Genomic DNA, 20795 nt, shown 5'->3' with positions numbered 1-20795 from the left:
TCAGCCCTTCGGCTCCTCGAGATACTTGACGAACACGACCTCGTTCCGCGCCTCGTTGTAGATCAGCTCGTCGACCTTGGCGCGCACGAGGAGGAGGCCGAATCCGCCGGGGCGGAGGCCCTTCTCTTCCCGGATGCGCATGTGCTCGATCGGGTCGTTCTCGTGCGCGATCGCGGCGTGCGAGAGATCCTCCAGGCGGAAGCCGGTGCCGGGGTCGGCGATGCGGTAGAGGAGCATCCGCTTGGCCCGGAGGTAGGCGATCCGGACCTTGCGGTTGGGGTCGAGCTTCCCGCCCCACTCGACCGCGTTCAGGAGCAGCTCGCGGAACGCGTAGCCGACCGACTCGCGGACGTCGGCGGTGAGGTGCGCGTCGAGGTGCGCGAGGAATCCCTCGATGCGAGCCGCCGCCTGGCGCGTGCACGGCACGACCAGCTCGACCCAGTCCTTCGTCGCCGAGACGACCTCGATGCCCGGAAGGCCGTCGCCGGAGAGCGCCGTCTCGACCATCTCGACGAGGGCCGCGGGATCGACCGGCTTCGAGAGGAAATGGAGCGCTTGGCCGCGCAGCGCCTTCAGGAGCGTGTCGGGCGTGTCGTCGGAGGTCGTCACGACGACGGGGCAAGAGGTTCCGTCGGCGCGGAGCCGCTCGAGGACGTCGAGCCCGGACATGCCGGGCATCCAGATGTCGAGAAGGATCAGATCGGGATTCGCCTTCGCGCGCTCGAGCGCCTCGGGGCCGTTGGACGCACTCGTGACCCGGAACCCGGCCTTTTCGAGGACCGACGAGAGGAGATGACGGGTGACTCGGTCGTCGTCGACGACGAGGATCGATTTCATGGTGCCGTCTCCTCGAGCGCGTCGGTCCGGAACCGCTCGAGGGCGTTCTCGAGGCGGGCCAGGACCGCGGCGGCTCCGCTGAGATCGCCCGACGCGCCCATCGTCTCGAGCGTCTTCGCCTCGGCGACGGCGCGGGCGGCCGCGAAGTTGGCAACCGAGCCTTTGAGCGCGTGAGCCGCGCGACGCAACGTCTCGGCGTCGCCGGCCTCGAGCGCGGATCGGATCGCGCCGACCATCGCCGGCGCATCGGCGAGGAAGATCTCGATCATCTCGCGGAGGAGCGCGCGGTCGCCCTTTAGGCGCGCCATCGCGGTCGCCGGATCGAACGAAGCGACCGCGCCCTCGACCGCCTCGAGGAGGCGGTCGGCCTCGACCGGCTTCGTGACGTATCCGTCCATCCCCGCGGCGAGGCAGCGCTCGCGGTCGCCCTCCATCGCGTGCGCCGTCATCGCGAGGATCGGGATCCGCGTTTTCGCCCCGGCCTCCCGCTGGCGGATCGCCGCCGTCGCCGCGAACCCGTCGAGCTCCGGCATCTGGACGTCCATGAGCACGAGGTTAAACCCGGGCGCGGCACCCGGCGCCAGGGCGTCGATCGCCTCGCGCCCGTTCCGAGCGATCACGACGGTGTGGCCACGCTTTTCCAGGATGTGCCGGGCGACCCGCTGGTTGAGCGGATTGTCCTCGGCGACGAGGATGCGCAGGGGGCGCGCCGCCGGAGCGATTGGCACCGCCTCGGGCTCGGCGGTCTCCATGCCGGTCAACACGGATGTCATCGTGTCGAGCAGGTCGGATTGCTTCACCGGCTTCGTGAGGAACGCGGCGATCCCGAGGCGGCGCGACTTCGCGCCGTCGCCCGGGCGCCCGGCCGAGGTGAGCAGGATCATCGGCAGGTGCCTCAGGATGGGATCGCCCTTCACCGCCGCCGCCAGCATGAAGCCGTCCATCTCCGGCATCTGACCGTCGGAGAGGATGAGACGGAACGGACGGCCGGACGCCTCCGCCGCCTTCATGCGGGCCAGCGCGGCCGTTCCGCCCTCGGCGGAGACCGGGGACATCCTCCAGTTCGCGAGCATCTCGCAGAGGATCTGCCGGTTCGTCGCGTTGTCGTCGACGACGAGCACCGGAAGGCCGGCGAGATTCGCCGGCTCGGCATGGGGACGTCGCGGCTCCGGCACGTCCTCGGTGATGCCGAACCGCGCGGTGAACGAGAAGGTGCTTCCCTGGCCGACCGCGCTCGCGACCTCGATCGTGCCCCCCATCATCTCGACGAGCTGCGTCGCGATCGCGAGCCCGAGACCGGTGCCGCCGAACCGGCGCGTCGTCGACGTGTCCGCTTGCGTGAAGGCGCCGAAGATGAGCCGCCGCTTGTCCTCGGGGATGCCGATTCCCGTGTCGCGCACGGCGACCTTGATGTCGACGTCGTCGGTGCCCGCGGTGACGACCGCGGCCTCGAGGACGACCTCGCCCTTCGCCGTGAACTTGATCGCGTTCCCGACGAGGTTGACGACCACCTGCCGGAGGCGCCCCGGGTCCCCGACGACCGCGGGCGGCACCTCGGGGGCGATGCGGCACGCGAGCTCGAGCCCCTTCTCCCCGGCGCGCACGGCGAGCACCTTGATCGCGTCCTCGACGGTCTCTCGGAAGTCGAAGGCGACCTTGTCCAGCTCGAGCTTCCCCGCCTCGATCTTGGAGAGGTCGAGGATGTCGTCGACGAGCGCCAGGAGCGCCTTCGCCGAGCCCTTCACCGTCGTCAAGTAGCCGCGCTGCTCGCCGGAGAGCTTCGTCCCGAGCGCGAGATCGGTCATGCCCATGATGGCGTTCATCGGCGTGCGGATCTCATGGCTCATGTTGGCGAGGAAGTCGGCTTTCACCCGCGCCGCCTCTTCGGCGCGGTGACGCGCGCGCTCGAGCTCGGTGACGAGGAGCGCCAGCCGGTGCGCGTTCTCCTCCTGCGCCTCCTGCGCCAGTCGCCGCTCGGTGACGTCGCGCCCGATCGCGTAGACGCGCTCCTCCTTGGGATCGTAGGTCGCGTTCCAGAAGATCCAGCGGTACGAGCCGTCCTTGCAGAGGTACCGGTTCTGGAACGAGATGACGTTCTCGCCGCGCGCGAGGCCGGCGGCCTGCCCGAGGGTCGCCTCGCGATCGTCGACATGGATGAAGTGGAGGTAAGGCTTCGCGAGCAGCTCGGCGATCGTGAAGCCGAGCGTCTTCTCCCACGCGCCGTTGAGCCGCTTGAAGTAGCCGTCGGCCCCCGCGATGCAGAGGAGGTCGAGCGACATCGTGAAGAACTTGTCGAGTTGCTGCTCGGCCCGCTTGCGCGAGAGGAACTGGCCGATCTGGATGCCGACGGTGCCGAGCATCGCGAGCAGCGGAGGATCCGGCTCCTGGATCTCGCGGCTGAAGAACTCCATGACGCCGAACACCTGCGGCCCGATGCGGATCGGGAACCCGAAGGCGCCGTGGAGCCCGTCGGCGGCGGCGATCTGGCCGCGCGGGAAGTTCGCGTCCTTCGTGACGTCGTGGATCCAGGCCGGCTTCGCGCTCTCCCAGACGCGCCCCGGGAGGCCGACGCCTCGCGGGAACTCGCTCTCACGCGTCACCGTGTCGAACGCACCGACCCCTTCCTCGTGCCACGTCGTGACGCAGCGGAGGACACCCGCGTCGGCCGCCACGTTCCAGAGCGCCCCGTGCGCCCAGCCGAGCGCCTGGCACAGTGCGCGCAGGACCTCGGGCGCCGCGTCCGCGAGCGAGGCGGACCTTGCCAGCGCCAGCGCGGCGGCGTGCTGCGCGGCAAGGCGGCGCTCCGCGGCGGTGCGTTCGGTCATGCGACGGCTCCCGTGCCGAGAATCATAGGACAATTCTCAGAACGCGAGCCGCATTCCCACCTGGTACTGGCGGCCGAAGCGGCGGTAGGCGTCGTTCGTGCCGTTGATCTGCTGGCCCGACTTCGTGTACGAGTTGTAGATCGTGTAGGTGTTCTCGCCCAGGAGGTTGAAGATCTCGCCGGTGAGCTGAAGGTTCATCCCCTTGGCGAGGGTCAGCTCCTTCGTGATTTTCGTGTCGAAGTTCCACGCGCCGACGTTCCGCTGGTCGTTCCGCTGGTGCGTCGGGTAGACCGTGCGGACCCCGTAAAACGTGTGGAGGATCGGAACGCGCGGCGAGCCGGTCGTCGCGGAGAGATCGCGGTAGAGGAGAGAGTAGGGGAGCCCGGACTGGTACTGCATCGAGCCCCCGAGCCGGAAGCCGCCGGGGATGATCGTGGTCGCGTTGAGCTTGAAAGAGTGGCGCACGTCGTAGGACTGGTAACCAGCCTCGTCGTGGAGCGTCGACTGATCGTTCCCGAGGATGAGGTTGTAGTCTTCGCCGTTCCCCGTCGCCTTCGACAGCGTGTACGACGCCTCCATCTGCCAGTTCTTGTACTGGCGTCTCACGAACTCGAGCGTGACCCCGTCGTACTGCGACTGGTTGTAGTTCCCGATCTTGAAGATGTTCCCCCAGCCGGGATCGAGGATGTAGAGGTCGGCGAAGCCGTCGCCGCGCGAGAAGGTCGGCGCGCCGGGACCGAACGCGCCGGGAAAATTCTCCTGCCGGCCGGTGCAGTCGTCGAGGCGTCCATCGCCGATCCCGGGGTCGGTGTCCATGTACGTCTGGCCGGTGTAGGGGTCGACGACCGGGCCGACGCCGGGGCTCGGCACGAGCGACGAGAGACCGACGCCGGGCGGGATGCGGCACTTCCCGTAGTCGTTCGGCGCCTGGTTGATGTCGACGTCCTGGAGCTGGTTCTTGAAGCTCCGGTGGATGTAGCGCAGCGAGAGGGTGCTCTCCTGCCAGACCTCGCGCTCGACCGCGACCGACCATTCGTCCTGGTAGGGAGTCTTGAGATTGCGGTCGACGGTGGAGTAGGAGAAGGTGGGATCGAAGGGGACGGTCGGATCGACGCCGGTATTGAAGGTGACGAGGACCGGCTCGGCCTCCGCTGCGGGGATCGCGAGGAAGATCTTGTCGAAGTAGCGGCCCGCCGACGCCGAGAATTTCGTCTTGCCGTCGTTCCACGGGTCCCACGCGATGGCGAAGCGCGGCGCGACGTTCACGTTGTTGAGGTCGATGTCGCTCGGGCGGCGAAATTTCTGCCAGAACGCGAGCTGCGACGTGTACCCGCTGCCTTGGAACGTCGCACCGGGGAACTGCACGGCGACGTCGCCCATGGCGCCGGTGACGTCCTCGTAGGTCGTGAACGACTGCTGGAGGAGCGCGACGATCTCCGAGGCCGGCCGGTTCCCCGCCGCCGCGAGGAACGCGTCCTGCTCGGCCTGCGGGTCGAACGGCTGGTACCCCTGCGCGTGGATCTGCTCGTTCTCGATCCGCGCCCCGACGGTGATCGAGACGTTCGCGATCGGACGGAGGATGTCCTCGCCGTAGATCCCCCACGTCGTGCCGGTGGAGGTCTGGACGGTGCCGGGAGTCACCGCGGTGGTGATCGCGTAGTTCACGACGGCCTTGTGCGCGAATGGGTTGTAGACGGAGGTCTGCAGAAACGTCGGCCCGCGGTCGAGCGTGCGCGAGTAGCGCTCGTTCTCGATCGACAGGCCGAACTTGATCTGGTGCGTCGCGCCCCACTTCTTCCCGAGGAAGTACGTTGCATCGCTCCTCACGGTGAGACGCTGGCGCACGTCGGCCCAGTCGCGCGGCGACGAGCCGCTCGTCGTCCCGTTGTCGACGTTGAAGCACTGAGCGTACTGGAGCCAGGCCGGCGTTCCGCAGTTGTTCGGGACCCCGGTCGCCGTCGGCGTGATGTCGAGGTGCGTGTTCTGGTAAGCGACGGTCGAGTCGATGAGGAGGCTCGGGGAGTACGGCGCGGTCCAGGTGAGCGTGTACGTGGGGCCGCCGAAGCGGAACTCCTCCGTCGAGTCGACCGTCTCGAGCGAGCTGATGCCGACGTGGGTCTGCGTCTTCGGGTCGGTGCGGAAATTGAAGGAGAGCTTGTTCCGGTTGCTGACCTGCCAGGTGATCTGGTTGTCCGACGAAACCTGCTCGACGCCCTGCGTCTGGATCGTCCCGCCGGTGGCGAGCACGACCGGGTCCTGGCGCGCGATGTACTCCTGCGAGAGGCGGTACCAGAGCTTGTCCCGGAGGATCGGCCCCGAGATCTGGATCGACGGCTGGTAGAGGTAGAAATCGGGGAGGAACTTCTGAGAGATGCCGGTCGACCCGCTCCCGTCGAGGAGGTGCGAGGAGTAGAGGAACCCGAAGACGCCCTCGAAATCGTTCGATCCCTGCTTTTGCACGATCTGCGCGAAGCCGCCCTGGGCGCGGCTGAACTCGGCGCCGGCGCCGGCGGTCACGACGTTCAGGTCCTCGATCGAGTCCGGGTTGATGATGTTGAGGTACTGGCCGGTGAGGGGATCGACGTTGCTGATCCCCGCGACCGACGTCTTGAAGTCGCGCTCCCTGGCGCCGTTCACATTCGGATTCCCGTCGTGGTCGGGATCCTGGACGCCGGGCGCGAGCGCGAGCACGTTCTGGTAGAAACGCCCCGCGACCGGAAGGTCCTGGATGAACTCGGCGGTGAATCGCGTCGACGCCTCGTTCTGATCGAGGTCGACGGGGATCTTCTCGTCGACGATCGTCACCCGCTCGACGTGCTCGGGAACCATCGCGATGACGAGCTCCTTGAGCGCGTCGGTGCCGACGCTCGTCTCCTGGCGGATCCCCGCGTAGCCGTCCATGATGACGGTCACGACATATCCCGATCCGGATCGAAGCACCGGAAAGAGCGCCACGCCGTTCCGGTCGGCGACCAGCGTCGTCGTCGCGACGAGGCGATTCGCGTTCGAGATCGTCACCGAAGCGCCGATGATCGGCGCCTTGTCGGCGTTGTCGATGACGCGGATCTTGAGGCCGCCGCTCGATTGCGCCCAGGCGCTCGTGGCCAAGAGGGCCGCGAGGGCCGTTACGAGAAAGCCGGGGCGCATGACCGGAGATTCTACGGTGACTCAGACCAGGCGTGCGAGCATTCCCCCGAATTCCGGCGGAAGCGTCATCCAGGCGCGCGAGGTCGTGACGTCGTGCACCGTCAGAAAAGTCCGGCCGTCGAACGCTCGACCACGCCGCCGTAGGCCGTTAAGCGCCGGTTCAAGATCGGCAAGGCGATCCGCGCGAGCAGGGCGGGCGGGCGGCGCTACGATGGAGCGCATGAGCACGATCCAGCCCGCCCTCTTCTTCGGTCACGGCAATCCGATGAACGCGATCAGCACCAACGCGTACACGAACGCGTGGAACGGCATCGGACGCTCGATCCCGAAGCCGAAGGCGATCCTCGCGATCTCGGCCCACTGGTACGTGCCGGGAACCGGCGTCACCGTCAGCACGTCGCCGCGGACGATCCACGACTTCGGCGGCTTCCCGCGCGAGCTGTACCGCGTCCAGTACCCGGCCCCCGGCGATCCGGCGCTCGCGCGCCGCATCCAAGCGATGCTCGCGCCGCTCCCGGTCGCGCTCGACGAGTCGTGGGGTCTCGACCACGGCACCTGGTCGGTCTTGAAGCACGTCTACCCCGCGGCCGACGTGCCGATCGTCCAGCTCAGCATCGACGAGGCCCGCCCCGCCTCGTTCCACTTCGAGATCGGACGCAAGCTGTCAGCGCTCCGCGCCGAAGGGGTCCTCATCGCCGGCAGCGGCAACATCGTCCACAACCTGCACACGTACGCGTGGGGCCGCCACGAGCCCGAGCCGTACGACTGGGCCGTCCGCTTCGAGGCGGAGGCGCGAGGCCTCCTCGCCTCGGGCGATCACGCACCGCTCGTCAACTACGAGACGCTCGGGCGCGACGCGATGCTGTCGATCCCGACGCCCGACCACTATCTCCCGCTCCTCTACGTCCTCGGCACGCGCCAGAGCGACGACGGGATCAACTTTCCCGTCGAAGGAGTCGACGGCGGCTCCATCTCGATGCTCTCGGTTAGAGTGGGATAGGGGACAGGAACCGAGTTTTTCCTACACGCTCTGGTTCGTGAGTCCGAGCGACCGCAGCGCTTCCTCGCGCGACGGATGAACGGGAAGCAGCGGCTGCAGCGCCATCGACTCGAGGATCTGCTTCGCGCGTCCGGTCGCGATCACGGCGAGACCGGTGCCGTGTCCGTGCATCGACCGCGCGATCGTGACGAGCATGCCGATCGCGAGCGACGTGAGCACCTCGACGCCGGTGAGATCGATGATCGCCGGCTTGCGGCGCGCCACGGTCTGGGTCGTCAGCTTCAGCTCGACGGCGCCGACGCCCACGTTGTCGAGCGGCCCGCGCAGGGCCACGTGCGTGAATGCATCGGTCGCCTCGATGAGCGCGATCTCGGTCATCTCGAGCTCTCCTAGCTGGCCGCCGCGGCGACGACGGCGCCCGCATCATCGGCCATGAGGACCATGAGGTACCAGCCCAAGCAGACGAGCAGGGCGAGGTCGGGGGATTCGATCGCTCCGGTCTCGAGCCTCACCGAAGCGGCGCGCTTCAGGAACTCCGGCTCGAACAGGACGACGGGCCGTTCCGAAGCATCGATGAAGCTCCACGACGAGCGCCAGAAGCTCGTCTTGACCCAGCCGTAGGCGCGCCCCTCGGGGCCGTGGAGCACGCCCCGTCCGCCCCATCCCATCTCGAGCCTCGCGAGATCCGACTCGGCGCCGGACACGCGCACCGAGACCGCCGGTCGCAAGAATCCGCAACGCTTGAACGTCCATGTCGCGTCCGACGTCTCGGCGACGGCGAGCGAGCCGAACACCTTCTCCCAGCGGAGGCGCGCCACCAATTCGCCCGCCGCGTGCAGCGCGAAGCGGCGCTGCCATGGGCTGATGCTGGACCAGTGCAGCCCCTGGCCGGAAAGTTCGCGAATGGCGCGCATGGACCCCCAACTCCAACGTTCCATCGGATCGCACGCGGCGAACGTTACAACTCCGCAACAATCCGACTGGCGCCCCGGCGGGCGAAGCGGCAGGATGCAGTGAGAGGAGCCGCCGTGGTCCTACCGCAGTTTCGCACTCAGCGTGCGCACGCCTTCGTCGCGGTCGCCTTCGTCGACGATCTGCCGCTCGACTGGGTCGCGGCGCTCCTTCCCCATCCGAAGGTCACGCCTCATGAGCTGCGCGCGTCCCTCCCCGAAGGAGGCGAGGTCTTCGCGTTCTCCTTCGGCGCGCTCGTCTTCCACGACGTCGATCCGGGCCGGCGCGATGCTCTCAGGAACGAGCTGCGCACGCGTCATCCGCGACTCATCCCCGACGTCATCCGCGAGGAGTTCACGGTCTGCGAGATCCCCGACGCCAAAGTCGGCTTCGCCGACGGCCAGCTCATCGTCGACGACCTGCGCCCAACGCGCTCGGCGGTGGTCGCGCTCATCGTCGCTCAGAGCGCCGCGATGGAAGCCTACGAGCGCATCGTCGACGATCTCTTCGGCCGCACGCGGAAGCTGCTCGGCCGCCTCGAGACGCGTGGTGTGGTCCCGATGCGGACCCGCAACCTTCACCGGTTCATCGGCGAAGCGGTCGGCCGCCGCAGCGAGGTGCTGTCGACGCTCTACCTCCTGGACAAGCCCGACGCGACGTGGGACGACCCCGCGATGGACCGTATCTACGACGACCTCCGCGCCGAGTTCGACCTCGTCGACCGCTTCGATTCGCTCGAGGCGAAGCTCCACGCCGTCCAGGACGCGCTCGAGCTGCTCATCGGCGTCGCGCGCGATCGGCGGCTGTTCCTCCTCGAGGCGGCGATCGTTGCGTTGATCTTGGTGGAGCTGGTGTTGAGCGTCGTGCGCGGGATCCGCTGACGAAGTCTATCGCGTGAGTCCGTCGAGCGACGCCAAGAACCTCTCGACGGACCGGAGGAGGATGGACTTCGAGAGCGCGGGGTATTTCGCGAAGGTCTTGTCGGGGATCGCGGCGACGAGGGCGCGGAATCGCTCCGGGTCGACCATGCCGCTGGTCACGAAACGGCGAGCATCGTCGAGATCCTGCGCGAACCCCCGGCTGACTTTCGAAAGGAGCTGCGCGTAGGGATCGTAGTGATAGAGCTCGACGCGGCCGACGCGCTCCACGAAGAGGTGCCGATCGTCGCTCCCCGAAAGCGGGGGCACGAAGTCCTCGGGCCGGGCGAACTCGACGTTGATGTCGAGCCGTTCCTTGATTCCCTGGATGTCACGGAAGACGCGCTCATCGCGAGCGTACAGGTCGAGGTCGAAGGTCGACGGACGCCAACCCAAGAGGATCGCTGTCCCACCGCCCACGACGAAGACGCGATAGCTGCCGCGATCCGGCGCGGAACGCGCAAGCTCCTTCAGGAACGCTTGGACACGCGCCGGCGTCAGCGGCTGACGCACGTCACTCCCGATCGCGCCGCGCGAAACGGCAGGAATCCGCGAATGAGACGATCCGGCGTCGATAGGCGTTGTAGCGGAAGTGCGCCGAGTCGCCGTCCTCTCGCGCGAGCAGCTCCTGAAGCTTCCGTTCCGGTTCGGGCAGAGTCGCGCCGACCGGGATGCCCTCACGCCGCAAGCGCGGCGCGGCGAGCGAGACGAGAAGGCTCTCGACCGAGACGCGGTCCGCGGCCAGGTCGCTCAATCCGCGATCGACCAGGTCGCCGCCCGGAAGCCCGAGGCTCTCGAAGCGGTCCGATCCGAATCGCTGGCGGATCCAACGAGCGGAGGCGCCTCGGGCCGCGATGCGCCGGCGAGCGACCGCGCTCAGGCGCGACGCGCGCTCTTGGCCGCCCTGACGGCCGTAACGTCGAAAGCGTTCCTTGATGTTCTCGGGAAGCTTCACGCCCGTAATATACGCTTAGGGGGTAAGCATCGTCCAATCGGCTCAGGCGACCTCGACCCGCCCCCGCGCCTGCGCCGGGATCCTCGGCTCGGGCGTGAGCACGCCCTGCAGGTTCAGGGGATCGGTGGCGGCGACCTCGAGCTTCGGCGCGGGCTCCGGCCGGCTCGCGGCGAGGCGGCGACGGCGGCGCATGAGGTCGACGGCCTCGGCCTTCGCGAACTGCTCGCCCGAGAAGCGCTGGACGAAGCGGCCGCCGCGGATCTCGCCGCGTAGCTCGAGGAGGCGGTAGTGACGCACGAGGTCGCGCCACGGCACCGGGATGCGCTCGCGCTCGAGGAGCTTCTTGAAGACGACGCCGTAGCGGTCGAGGAGGCGCTGGCCGACGAAGGCGACCTGGTCTTCCGTGGCGGAGCTGGGAGGCGCGTCGTCGTCGCGGAAGCGCGACCAGCGGCCCGCGGAGGTGAGCGGCGCCTTCGCCATCGCGCCGCGGCGCTTGCTCGGCGGCGTGATGAGTCGGCGCAGGCCGCCGAACGAGTCGCTCGTCACGCGGCCGTGGCCGATGAGTTGTGTGAGCCCCATCTCGAAGTGGTCGGGAAGGAGGCCCGACTCGCGCTTCAGGTCTTGCGTGAACGAGGCGCCGCGCCGGTCGAGGACGGTGAGGATCTCCGTCGCGTAGGTGCCGAGCGGGCCTTCGCCGCCCTTCCGCGTCGCGAGCGATTTCCACATGTCGAGATCTTCCCGAAGCACGAGGCAGACCGGCGTCGAGCGGACCGGGCTGTCGCCGCGTCCCCACAGGCGGCCCCACGAGACTTCACCGGTGAGCGTGAGGTGGTCGAGCGTGTCGAAGCGGAAATCGCGCAGGCGCACGCGCAGCAGCGCCGCTTCCCACTCGGCGGCCGGCGCTTCGAACCCTGCGAGCTTGCGGATCACCTCGTGGAGGCCGCGCGGACCTTCGAGGCGGAAGCCGGGATCGACGTGCTGCCAGCAGGCGAGGAATCGCCAGAAGTCCGCGGCGGTGACCGGCTCGATCTCGCGCCGCAGCCGCTCGAGCGTGTAACGGTGGATGCGCGCGAGCAGGCGCCGCTCGCACCACGCGGAACGCCCGGCGATACGGCACCGGAGGACGTGGCCCTCGACCTCGAGCTGCGCGAGCAGTATTTCCTCATCAGCTGTGGGAGCGAGCAGAGGCCCCTGCGCCTCCATCCTTCCCTTGAGAATCGCCTTGGGGTCTCGCGTCGCGTCGGCGGCGTACCAGCGGTCGTCTTCGAGCGCGGCGCGGCCGTCGCTCCGTAGCTCGTCGAGCCACGCGCTCCAACCGGAGCGATCGGCCTCCTCGCGCGTGACGAAGCCCATCCACTGGAGCGCCTCGTGGACTTCTTCGGCGCTCTCCGGCGCGGGCCACGCCTCTTCGCGGACGCGCGCCACCGCGTCCGGGTCGAGCGCGCCCAGGACGTCGACCGTCTTCGCGTCGAGGGTGCGCCGGTTGGCCACGGCCTGCGTCCGACGCTCCTCGAGCGGCGCGTCGTCGAGGAAGGCGTAGGGCATCGCGTTCAAGATGCCGCGCGCGAACGCGGAAGGCTCGGTCGTGTCGACGGCGAGCTTTTCGATCCGTCCCGCGCGGAGGTCGCGCAAGACGTCGAGGAAGCCGTCGGCGTCCATCGCCTCGGTCAGGCAATCTTCGATCGTCTGGCGGACGATCGGGTGGTCCCACGGGACCGGCAGCTCCGTCTCCGGGAGCGTCTCCGGGCATGCGAGGACCTGGGGAAACGCGCGCACGAGGAGGTCTTCCGCGCGCATGCGGAGGAGCGGCGTCGGCACGCGCTTCCCGCCCTGCTGCGTTCTGGGCAGGAGGAGAGCGCGCGTCGCGTTCCACCGCCAGCGCGTCCCGAACATCGGCGCCGCGAGGAGCGCCTGCACGAGGAGGTCGTGCGCGGTGTCGGGGTGCAGGTAGTCGAAGACCTCTTCGAGGGGGAAGCTGTGCTGCGGTCCGAGCGAGAGGACGATCGCCTCTTCGTTGGCCGCCGCCTGGAGCTCGAAGCCGAAGCCGCGGCAGAAACGCTTCCGCAGCGCCAATCCCCACGCCCGGTTGATCCTCCCGCCGAACGGCGCGTGGATCACGAGCTGCATGCCGCCCGACTCGTCGAAGAAGCGCTCGGCCACGACGCGCCTCGGGGTCGGGACGGCGCCGAGCGTGCGTGCGCCCTCGTTCAGGTACGCGGCCAGCTCGACCGCCGCTTCGTGCGAGAGGCGCGGCTCGTCCTCGGACCAGGCCGTATCGCGCGCGCTCTCCCGCACGCGCCCGATCGCCTCCGAGAGCTCGGGTGTGCGCGCCGCCGCCTCGCCAAGCCAGAACGGGAGGCTCGGCGGCGCGCCCTGCGCATCGGCGACGCGGACGATCCCCGGCTCGACCTTGAGCACGCGCCACGAGGCGTTCCCGAGCTGGAAGACGTCGCCCCCGTTCGACTCGACGGCGAAGTCCTCGTCCAAGGCCCCGACCTGGATCCCTTCGGGCTCGAGGAGGACCTTATACTGGCCGGTGTCGGGGATCGCGCCCCCCGACGTCAGCGCCGTGATGCGCGCGCGCTTCGTCGCGCGGATCCGGCCGTGGATCCCGTCCTTGTGGAGCAGGGCGAAACGTCCCTCGGTGTGGAGCGCTACGACCGCGTCGAAGTCGTCCCGCGTAAGATCGCGGTACGGGGAGGCGCGGCGGAAGACGTCGAAGAGGGCGCTCGCCTCCCACGTCTCGGGGACGCACGCCGAGACGATGTGCTGCGCGAGGATGTCGAGCGGGTGCCCGGGCTGCGGCGTGCGGTCGAGATCGCCGCGGCGGATCGAGTCGACGAGCGCCGTGGCCGTCACGAGGTCGTCCTGCGTGAGCGGGAAGATCCGGCCCTTCGGCGTGCGCGACAGCGTGTGGCCGCTCCGCCCGACACGCTGGAGGAGCGTGGCGATCGAGGCGGTGACCCCGGCCTGGATGACGAGGTCCACGTCGCCGATGTCGATCCCCAGCTCGAGCGAGGAAGTCGCGACGAGCGCGCGGAGCGCCCCGGCCTTGAGGCGCGCTTCCGCGTCGAGCCGCCGCTCGCGCGCCAAGCTCCCGTGGTGGCTCGTGACGAGCCCTTCGCCGAGAGCCTCGCTGAGCCGCGCGGAGATGCGCTCGGCGAGCTTGCGCGTGTTGACGAAGACGAGCGTCGTGCGATGCGCGCCGATGAGCGCGGCCATCTTCGCGACGATCTCTCCCCACGTCTCGTGCGAGCAGACGGTTTCGAGCGGACCGTCGGGGATCTCGATCGCGAGGTCGAGGTCGCGACGGTGACCGACGTCGACGATCTCGCACGCACGGTCGACCCCGCAGAGGAGACGCGCGACGTCGTCGACCGGCTTCTGCGTCGCCGAGAGGCCGATGCGCTGGAGCGGCGCCTCGACGAGCGCCTCGAGCCTCTCGACCGAGATCGCCAGGTGCGCGCCGCGCTTGCTGCCGGCGACGGCGTGGATCTCGTCCAGGATCACCGTCCGCACCGTCCGGAGCATCGTCCGGCCGCCGTCGCTCGTGAGCAGGATCGAGAGCGATTCGGGCGTCGTCACCAGGATGTGCGGCGGCTTCTTCGTCATCGCGGCCCTCGCGGACGACGGCGTGTCGCCGCTCCGGACGAGCACGCGGACCTCGGGGAAATCGGGATGCATCGCGCGCAGCTCGGCGAGCGGCCGCTCGAGATTCTTCTGAACGTCGTTGCCGAGGGCGCGCAGGGGAGAGACGTAGAGGACGTACGTCCTGTCCTCGAGATCGCGACCGCGACGAAGCAAGCCGTCGATCGCCCACAGGAACGCGGCGAGCGTCTTTCCCGTCCCGGTCGGCGCGGCGATCAACGTGTGCCGGCCGCTCCGGATGCGCGGCCACCCTTCGACCTGGGGAAGGGAGGGCGTGCCGACCCTTTCGGCGAACCAGCGTTGAACGGTGGGATGGAACGGGGTGAGCGCCACACCCCATCATAACGAAGGAGGGAGGGAACAGCCGGGGCGCGGGGGGGCGCTGGGCCGGCGGCTGTTCCCCGGACGAAAAGCGACGACACAACGGACAAGCTCGGTTTTGAACCCTCCGTGGCGAAGTCCTACGTTGAATTTCTCCACGGGGTCTCTCGATGGTCCCATGGCACCGCCGCATCGGAACGCGTCTGACGGCGCTCGTCGCAGCGACGACGTTCGGCGCCATCTCGATCGCGGTCGTCTTGGGAGTGAGAGAGCAGGAGCGCCACCTCATCGCGCAGGCGATCGACGGCGCCGCGCTCTTCGGCGACAGCATCACCCGCGCGACGCACGACCAGATGCTGCGGGCGCGGAAGGACGAGGCGTACCAGGTCATCCGCGAGATCGGCGGCCTGCCCCGCATCGACAAGGTGCGCCTCATCAATAAGGAAGGGCGGATCACCTTCTCGACCGACCCCGCGGAGATCGGAACGACGCTCCCTCGAGCGACCGACTTCTGCGCCTCGTGCCACGCCGGGCCGAAGCCGCTCGCGGCGCTCGACGAGGCGGCGCGGGCGCGCATCGTGCGCTCGGGCGACCACCGCGTCCTCGGCTTCATGACGCCGATCAGGAACGAGCCCGCCTGCGCCGGTCAGGCCTGTCATGCGACGACGGCCGAGCAGCCGATCCTCGGGATCGTGGACCTCGGCGTCTCGCTCCGCGGCATGGACGAGGAGATCGCCGCGCTCCGCTTCAAGACGCTCGGCGTCGGGATCTTGCTGACGTTCCTCCTCGTCGGCGTGATCCTGCAGGTGAGCCGGCGCTTCATCGTGAAGCCGGTGAAGGCGCTCGTGCGCGCGACGCAGGAGATCGGGAGCGGCAACCTCGACAAACCGGTCCACCCGCGCACCGACGACGAGCTGGGAGCGCTCGCCACGTCGTTCGACGGGATGCGCCTCTCGCTGCGGGACGCCCGTGCCGAGATCGACGGCCTGCTGGGCGGGCTCGAGCGCCAGGTCGAGGAGCGCACGGCGGCGCTCAAACAGGCCCACGCCCAGCTCCTTCAAGGAGAGAAGCTCGCGTCGCTCGGCAAGCTATCGGCGTCGATCGCCCACGAGATCAACAACCCGCTCGCCGGCATCCTGACGTTCTCGAAGCTGCTCGTCCGCGATCTCGACCAGGAGACGATCGATCAGCAGACACGCGGCGAGGCGCTCGCCCGTCTGAGGCTCGTCCAGCGCGAGACCGAGCGCTGCAGCGCGATCGTGCGCAACCTCCTCGACTTCGCGCGCCAGCGCCCGCTCGACCTCCGCGAGATCGACGTCCGCGCCGTCCTGGAAGAATCGGTGCACCTGGTGACGCACCAGGCCGAGATGCAGGGCCTGACGATCGACTTCGCGTTCGAGCCGCACCCGATCGTGAAGGCGGATTTCGGCCGCTTGCGCCAGGCGTTCGTCAACGTCCTCGTCAACGCGATCGAGGCCTCGTCGAAAGGCGGCGTCATCCGGATCCGGCCCGAGGGCGATCCGGACGGTCGCGACGCGGTCGTCGTGATCTCGGATCAAGGAAGCGGCATCGACGCCGAGCATCTCGACAGGATCTTCGATCCGTTCTTCACGACGAAGGAGAAGGGGACGGGTCTCGGCCTCTCGGTCGTCTACGGGATCGTGGAGAACCTCGGCGGCCAGTTCGAGATCGCGAGCAAGCCCGGTCTGGGAACGACGGTGCGCATCCGCCTGCCCCTCGTCCCCGTCGGAGCGCGGGTGGCGTGAGCGATGGACGGCGTCGTCGCCTGCTGGATCGGGGAGGGCGACCCCGGGCCGGGTCTCTGCGATCCGCTCGTCCGGCACCTCCATCTGGAGCTGCGTCAGCGCGTCCGTCTCGGCTTCGAGCCGGAGCGTCCCCGCGTGGCGCGCGATCCGCGACGCGGCCAGTACGACTCGGGGGCGATCCTCGAGTGGCTCGGGACCAGGCATCCCGAGGCGGCCAAGGTGATCGGGATCACCGACGTCGATCTCTTCATTCCGATCCTGACCTTCGTCTTCGGCGAGGCGCAGCTGGCGGGCCGCGCGGCGGTCGTCTCGACGGCGCGCCTCGCGGCGCGGGAGCCGGGACGTCTCGCGGAGCGCCTGCGGAAGGAGTCGCTGCACGAGCTGGGACACGTCTACGGTCTCGTGCACTGCGGGAGCCCGGGGTGCGTGATGGCGCGCTCGCCGGGCGTCCGGGAGATCGACGTCAAGGGCGAGACGTTCTGCCGGGACTGCCGACTGCTCTACGACGAGTCGCGCCGCCACGGGAGGTGATGGCATGAGCCGGAAAGCCGTTCGAATCCTGGTCGTCGACGACGAGGAGATCGTCCGCGAGTCGCTCACGAGCTGGCTCAGAAAGGACGGCTACACCGTCGCGGCGGCGGCCGACGGGCCCACCGCGCTCGCGATGCTCCGCGGCGAGGACTCGTGGTCGGTGATCCTCCTCGACCTGAAGATGACACCGATGGACGGACTCCAGGTCCTCGAAGAGGCGCGCACGATCCGTCCCGCCGCCGCGGCCGTGATCATGACCGCGTACGCCACCGTCGACACCGCGGTACGCGCGATGAAGCTGGGCGCCTACGACTACCTCATGAAGCCGTTCGACCCCGAGGAGCTCTCGCTCATGGTCGAAAAGATCGTCGCGCAGCAGTCGCTCCGGCGGGAGAACCTCATCCTCCGGAAGGTCTTGAAGCGCGGCTACACCTTCCGTGACCTCGTGAGCAAATCGCCGGCGATGCAGGCGGTCTTTGAGCTGGCGCGGGCCGCGGCGAAGAGCGGCTCGACCGTCCTCATCCTCGGCGAGAGCGGCACCGGGAAGGACCTCCTCGCCCGCGCGATCCACGCCGAGAGCCTGCGCGCGGCCAAGCCGTTCGTCGCCGTCTCGTGCGCCGCGCTCACCGAGACGCTCCTCGAGTCCGAGCTGTTCGGTCACGAGCGAGGTGCGTTCACCGGTGCCGTCGACCGCCACCAGGGGAAGTTCGAGGCGGCCGGCGGGGGCACGCTCTTCCTCGACGAGATCGGCGACATCGGCCCGAAGCTCCAGATCGATCTCCTGCGCGTCCTCGAGGAGCGCAAGATCACGCGGGTCGGCGGCACCGTCGCCATTCCGGTCGACGTGCGCGTCGTTGCGGCGACGAACCGCGACCTCCCCCGCGCGATCCGCGACGGAGCCTTCCGCCAGGACCTCTACTACCGATTGAACGTCATCCCGCTGACCCTCCCGCCCCTGCGCGAGCGGAAGGAGGACATCCCGCTCCTCGTCGCCCACCTCGTCGAGCACCTGGCGATCGAGACCGGGAAGGCGGTCGAGGGGGTCTCGGAGGAGGCGATGTCCCACCTCCTCGCGCACGACTGGCCGGGGAACGTGCGCGAGCTCCGCAACGTCCTCGAGCGTGCGATCGTGCTCGCGTCGGGAACGGTCTTGAGGCCCGAGCATCTGGGCCCGTTCGACGCCGGAGAGGGGACTGGGAAGCCGCTGTCCCTGGAGGATGTCGAGCGGCGTCACATCGCCGCGATGCTCCGCCAGACCGGCGGCAACGTCTCGCAGGCGGCGCGCGTCCTCGACATCGATCGCGCGACGCTCTACGCGAAGATCCGCAAGTACGACCTCAGGCGGGAGGACGACCCGGAGCCGATCGCCCGCCGTTGAAGATCGCGACGGTCCGTCGCATTTTCCACCAGCGCCCGTAACCGCTGTCCGCACCGCGACTTCACGCGCCGCGACACCGCGCGTTCACACCCCGCACGTCGAGAACCTCGTCATTGCGCGACGCCGCGGCGCGCTTTCCGCCGGCACGCGAATCGCAGTACGAACGGTCGCCATGAAGCTCACGAACGATCAGACGCCCTGCCCCTTCCTGAGGGAAGTCGTGATGCTGTACTGCGACGCTTGCCCTCAGCACAAGCTCCTCCCGCGCAATCAGGTCGTCTCGCTCGGTCCGTGCTCGTCGTCGGACTACGCGTCGTGCCCGCTGTACCGGGAGATCGCGCGTCTCGCGTCGGTTCGAGAAACGGAGGCCAGGCCATGATCCTCGCAGCCGCATTCTGGTGGATGGGACTCGTCCTCGTCGCCTTCTGCTGGTGGGCGACGCGCCCCGCGCGGGTGAGGTGAGGCGATGCGCATCGCCCGCAGGACGTTCCTCAAGAGCTGCGCCGCGATCGGCGCGGCAGGCGCCGCGAGCGCTCTGCCGGCGTCCGCGCGCGAGACGGCTCCCGTGCCCGACGGGGCCGGCGTTCTCGTCGACACGACGAAGTGCCTGGGTTGCCGCACCTGCGAAGCGGCGTGCGCCGAGGCCAACGGCCTCGCCGCGCCCGAGGCGATGGGCGACGACGCGATCTTCGCGACGCACCGCACGACGTCCCCCGGCCAGTTCACTGTCGTCAACAAGGCGCAGGGCGGGGGAGAGGACCGCTATGCGAAATCGCAGTGCCTCCATTGCCTCGTCCCGGCGTGCGCGTCGGCGTGTCCGGTGAAGGCCCTCGACAAGACGGAAGCCGGCCCCGTCGTGTACCACGAGGACCGCTGCATCGGGTGCCGGTACTGCATGGTCGCCTGCCCGTTCGACGTGCCGAAGTACCAGTACGACCGCGCGATTCCCTACGTGAGGAAGTGCACGATGTGCGCCACCCGGCTGGCCAAGGGCGGGAAGCCCGCCTGCGTCGAGAACTGCCCCGCGGAGGCGCTCACCTTCGGCAAGCGCAGCGAGCTGCTCGCCGAGGCGAAGCGCCGGATCTACGCGCCCGGCTCGACGTACGTTCCGGAGATCTTCGGCGAGCACGACGCCGGCGGCACGTCGTGGATGTATATCGCCGACCGGCCGCTCTCGGACTTCGGCCTCCCGAGGGACGTCGGCGACGAAACGCGCTTCGACAAGACGCGGGGCGCGCTCGGCGCGGTCCCGTTCGTGATCACCCTCTGGCCCCCGCTCCTCATGGGCCTCTACACCGCCAGCCGGCGCCGCGACGAGGAGAACGACCATGAATGAGGCCACGACGACCCTCGCGGGACGTCTCTTCCTCGGAACGGGGTGGAAGGCGTACGCGCGGCGGCACCTGAACGCCGTCGACCTGACGTTCGCGCTGATCCTGGCGATCGGGATCCCGGTGATCGTCTACCGCTTCGCCTTCGGGCTCGGGGCGGCGACCCACCTCTCGCAGGCGACGCCGTGGGGACTCTGGATCGGCTTCGACATGCTCTGCGGGGTCGCACTCGCGGCGGGCGGCTACACCTTGGCCGCGGCGGTCTACATGTTCGGCTTCCGAGAGCTCAAGCCGGTCGTCCGCGCGGCGATCCTGACCGGGTTCCTGGGCTACGTGTTCGCCGTGATCGGCCTCCTCTGCGATCTCGGCCAGCCGTGGCGGATCCCCTATCCGATCGTCTACTCGTGGGGCACGACCTCCGTGATGTTCGAGGTCGGCTGGTGCGTCGCCCTCTACACGACGGTCCTGGCACTCGAGTTCCTCCCTGCGTTCTTCGAATGGATGGGCTGGAAGGTGCCGCTCCGGGCGCTCCATCGGATCGAGCTCGGCGCGATCGTGCTCGGGATCGTCCTGTCGACGCTGCATCAGTCGTCGCTCGGCGCCCTCTTCCTCATGGCTCCCGGCAAGATCCACCCGCTCTGGTACTCACCGTACATCCCGGTCTTCTTCTTCGTCTCCTCGATCGCGGCGGGTCTCGCGATGGTCATCTTCGAGAGCGGCGTCTCGCACAAGATCTTCCACGACCGGGCGGGATCAGGACGCCCCGTCGACGTCGACCGGATCGCGCTGACGCTCGGGCGCGCGGCGGCGATCGTCCTCTTTGCGTACGTCTTCCTCCGCCTGCAGGGTCTCGCCGAGAGCGGGACGTGGGCGATGCTCGCGACCGGCTGGGGAGCGCTGTGGCTCGTCGAGGTCGGCGGGCTCTTCCTCGTCCCTTCCCTGATGTTCGCGTACGGCTCGCGCACGCGGAACGTGAAGGCCGTCCGGATCGCCGCGGTGCTCGCCGTCCTCGGGGTCGTCCTGAACCGCGTCGACGTCTCGATCATCGCCTTCAACTGGAAGCAGCCGTTCCAGTACGTGCCCAGCGTCATGGAAGTCATCGGGTCGATCACGATCGTCACGCTCGGGGTCATGACCTTCCGGTGGATCGTCAACCGGATGCCGATCCTAGGCGCCGACGCGAGGTGA

Annotated in this window: 16 protein-coding genes; 8 read left to right on the top strand and 8 right to left on the bottom strand. The window is 68.9% G+C overall.

Annotated features, from left to right (window positions below):
- From VFV19_07390 to VFV19_07380, 3 genes are read right to left on the bottom strand one after another with little or no spacing between them, the layout of a single operon-like run.
- Positions 1-837 (bottom strand): response regulator, encoded by an 837-nt coding sequence (locus VFV19_07390; protein HEX4824121.1) that lies wholly within the window; start codon positions 835-837, stop codon positions 1-3.
- Positions 834-3662: a response regulator gene (locus VFV19_07385; protein HEX4824120.1), complete on the bottom strand. Its 2829-nt coding sequence runs from the start codon at positions 3660-3662 to the stop codon at positions 834-836. Before VFV19_07385 ends, VFV19_07390 begins: the two co-directional genes overlap by 4 nt.
- Positions 3663-3698: 36 nt before the next feature.
- Entirely contained in the window at positions 3699-6809 is a 3111-nt protein-coding gene (locus tag VFV19_07380; protein ID HEX4824119.1) for a hypothetical protein, read from the bottom strand.
- Between the two features lie 220 nt (positions 6810-7029).
- On the opposite strand from VFV19_07380, the gene ygiD reads away from it, so the two are divergent.
- Positions 7030-7809: a 4,5-DOPA dioxygenase extradiol gene (gene ygiD / locus VFV19_07375; protein HEX4824118.1), complete on the top strand. Its 780-nt coding sequence runs from the start codon at positions 7030-7032 to the stop codon at positions 7807-7809.
- Positions 7810-7830: 21 nt separating this feature from the next.
- Here ygiD and VFV19_07370 read toward each other — a convergent pair whose 3' ends face one another.
- Positions 7831-8187 carry an STAS domain-containing protein gene (locus VFV19_07370; protein HEX4824117.1) on the bottom strand — a complete coding sequence of 119 codons (357 nt, stop codon included), beginning with the start codon at positions 8185-8187 and terminating at the stop codon, positions 7831-7833.
- Positions 8188-8198: 11 nt separating this feature from the next.
- Entirely contained in the window at positions 8199-8723 is a 525-nt protein-coding gene (locus VFV19_07365; protein HEX4824116.1) for a hypothetical protein, read from the bottom strand.
- A gap of 114 nt (positions 8724-8837) precedes the next feature.
- Between VFV19_07365 and VFV19_07360 the strand changes: the two genes are divergently transcribed.
- The gene (locus tag VFV19_07360) at positions 8838-9641 is read left to right on the top strand and encodes an RMD1 family protein (protein ID HEX4824115.1); all 804 of its coding nucleotides are present in this window, start codon (positions 8838-8840) and stop codon (positions 9639-9641) included.
- A gap of 6 nt (positions 9642-9647) precedes the next feature.
- Here VFV19_07360 and VFV19_07355 read toward each other — a convergent pair whose 3' ends face one another.
- From VFV19_07355 to VFV19_07345, 3 genes are read right to left on the bottom strand one after another with little or no spacing between them, the layout of a single operon-like run.
- Positions 9648-10190, bottom strand: a complete 543-nt coding sequence (locus VFV19_07355; protein ID HEX4824114.1) for a DUF6036 family nucleotidyltransferase — start codon at positions 10188-10190, stop codon at positions 9648-9650.
- 1 nt (position 10191) lies between these two features.
- The gene (locus VFV19_07350) at positions 10192-10632 is read right to left on the bottom strand and encodes a hypothetical protein (GenBank protein HEX4824113.1); all 441 of its coding nucleotides are present in this window, start codon (positions 10630-10632) and stop codon (positions 10192-10194) included.
- A gap of 42 nt (positions 10633-10674) precedes the next feature.
- The gene (locus tag VFV19_07345; protein HEX4824112.1) at positions 10675-14613 is read right to left on the bottom strand and encodes a DEAD/DEAH box helicase; all 3939 of its coding nucleotides are present in this window, start codon (positions 14611-14613) and stop codon (positions 10675-10677) included.
- Positions 14614-14771: 158 nt separating this feature from the next.
- Between VFV19_07345 and VFV19_07340 the strand changes: the two genes are divergently transcribed.
- The 6 genes from VFV19_07340 to hybB all read left to right on the top strand — a co-directional run bounded on the left by VFV19_07340 (position 14772) and on the right by hybB (position 20795).
- Positions 14772-16367, top strand: coding sequence for an ATP-binding protein (locus tag VFV19_07340; protein ID HEX4824111.1), 1596 nt, complete (start codon positions 14772-14774; stop codon positions 16365-16367).
- A 3-nt stretch (positions 16368-16370) separates the two neighbouring features.
- Positions 16371-16898: a hypothetical protein gene (locus tag VFV19_07335; protein ID HEX4824110.1), complete on the top strand. Its 528-nt coding sequence runs from the start codon at positions 16371-16373 to the stop codon at positions 16896-16898.
- A 4-nt stretch (positions 16899-16902) separates the two neighbouring features.
- Positions 16903-18276 carry a sigma-54 dependent transcriptional regulator gene (locus VFV19_07330; protein HEX4824109.1) on the top strand — a complete coding sequence of 458 codons (1374 nt, stop codon included), beginning with the start codon at positions 16903-16905 and terminating at the stop codon, positions 18274-18276.
- Positions 18277-18448: 172 nt separating this feature from the next.
- On the top strand, positions 18449-18655 hold the full coding sequence (locus VFV19_07325; protein HEX4824108.1) for a hypothetical protein: 207 nt from the start codon (positions 18449-18451) through the stop codon (positions 18653-18655).
- Positions 18656-18742: 87 nt separating this feature from the next.
- The gene (locus VFV19_07320; protein ID HEX4824107.1) at positions 18743-19612 is read left to right on the top strand and encodes a 4Fe-4S dicluster domain-containing protein; all 870 of its coding nucleotides are present in this window, start codon (positions 18743-18745) and stop codon (positions 19610-19612) included.
- Positions 19605-20795, top strand: coding sequence for a Ni/Fe-hydrogenase cytochrome b subunit (gene hybB, locus VFV19_07315; GenBank protein HEX4824106.1), 1191 nt, complete (start codon positions 19605-19607; stop codon positions 20793-20795). Before VFV19_07320 ends, hybB begins: the two co-directional genes overlap by 8 nt.

Source organism: Candidatus Polarisedimenticolaceae bacterium (genome assembly GCA_036275915.1).
Lineage (GTDB): Bacteria > Acidobacteriota > Polarisedimenticolia > Polarisedimenticolales > DASRJG01 > DASRJG01.
The sequence above is the reverse complement of the archived record's forward strand: the minus strand, read 5'-3'. Positions and strand labels throughout refer to the sequence as shown.

Bases quoted from the DNA above. Each gene is read 5' to 3' on its own strand.
- VFV19_07335 (HEX4824110.1), top strand. From the start codon at position 16,371: ATGGACGGCGTCGTCGCCTGCTGGATCGGGGAGGGCGACCCCGGGCCG.
- VFV19_07370 (HEX4824117.1), bottom strand. From the start codon at position 8,187: ATGACCGAGATCGCGCTCATCGAGGCGACCGATGCATTCACGCACGTG.
- VFV19_07340 (HEX4824111.1), top strand. From the start codon at position 14,772: ATGGTCCCATGGCACCGCCGCATCGGAACGCGTCTGACGGCGCTCGTC.
- VFV19_07365 (HEX4824116.1), bottom strand. From the start codon at position 8,723: ATGCGCGCCATTCGCGAACTTTCCGGCCAGGGGCTGCACTGGTCCAGC.
- VFV19_07320 (HEX4824107.1), top strand. From the start codon at position 18,743: ATGCGCATCGCCCGCAGGACGTTCCTCAAGAGCTGCGCCGCGATCGGC.
- VFV19_07390 (HEX4824121.1), bottom strand. From the start codon at position 837: ATGAAATCGATCCTCGTCGTCGACGACGACCGAGTCACCCGTCATCTC.
- VFV19_07385 (HEX4824120.1), bottom strand. From the start codon at position 3,662: ATGACCGAACGCACCGCCGCGGAGCGCCGCCTTGCCGCGCAGCACGCC.
- VFV19_07380 (HEX4824119.1), bottom strand. From the start codon at position 6,809: ATGCGCCCCGGCTTTCTCGTAACGGCCCTCGCGGCCCTCTTGGCCACG.
- VFV19_07325 (HEX4824108.1), top strand. From the start codon at position 18,449: ATGAAGCTCACGAACGATCAGACGCCCTGCCCCTTCCTGAGGGAAGTC.
- hybB (HEX4824106.1), top strand. From the start codon at position 19,605: ATGAATGAGGCCACGACGACCCTCGCGGGACGTCTCTTCCTCGGAACG.
- ygiD (HEX4824118.1), top strand. From the start codon at position 7,030: ATGAGCACGATCCAGCCCGCCCTCTTCTTCGGTCACGGCAATCCGATG.
- VFV19_07330 (HEX4824109.1), top strand. From the start codon at position 16,903: ATGAGCCGGAAAGCCGTTCGAATCCTGGTCGTCGACGACGAGGAGATC.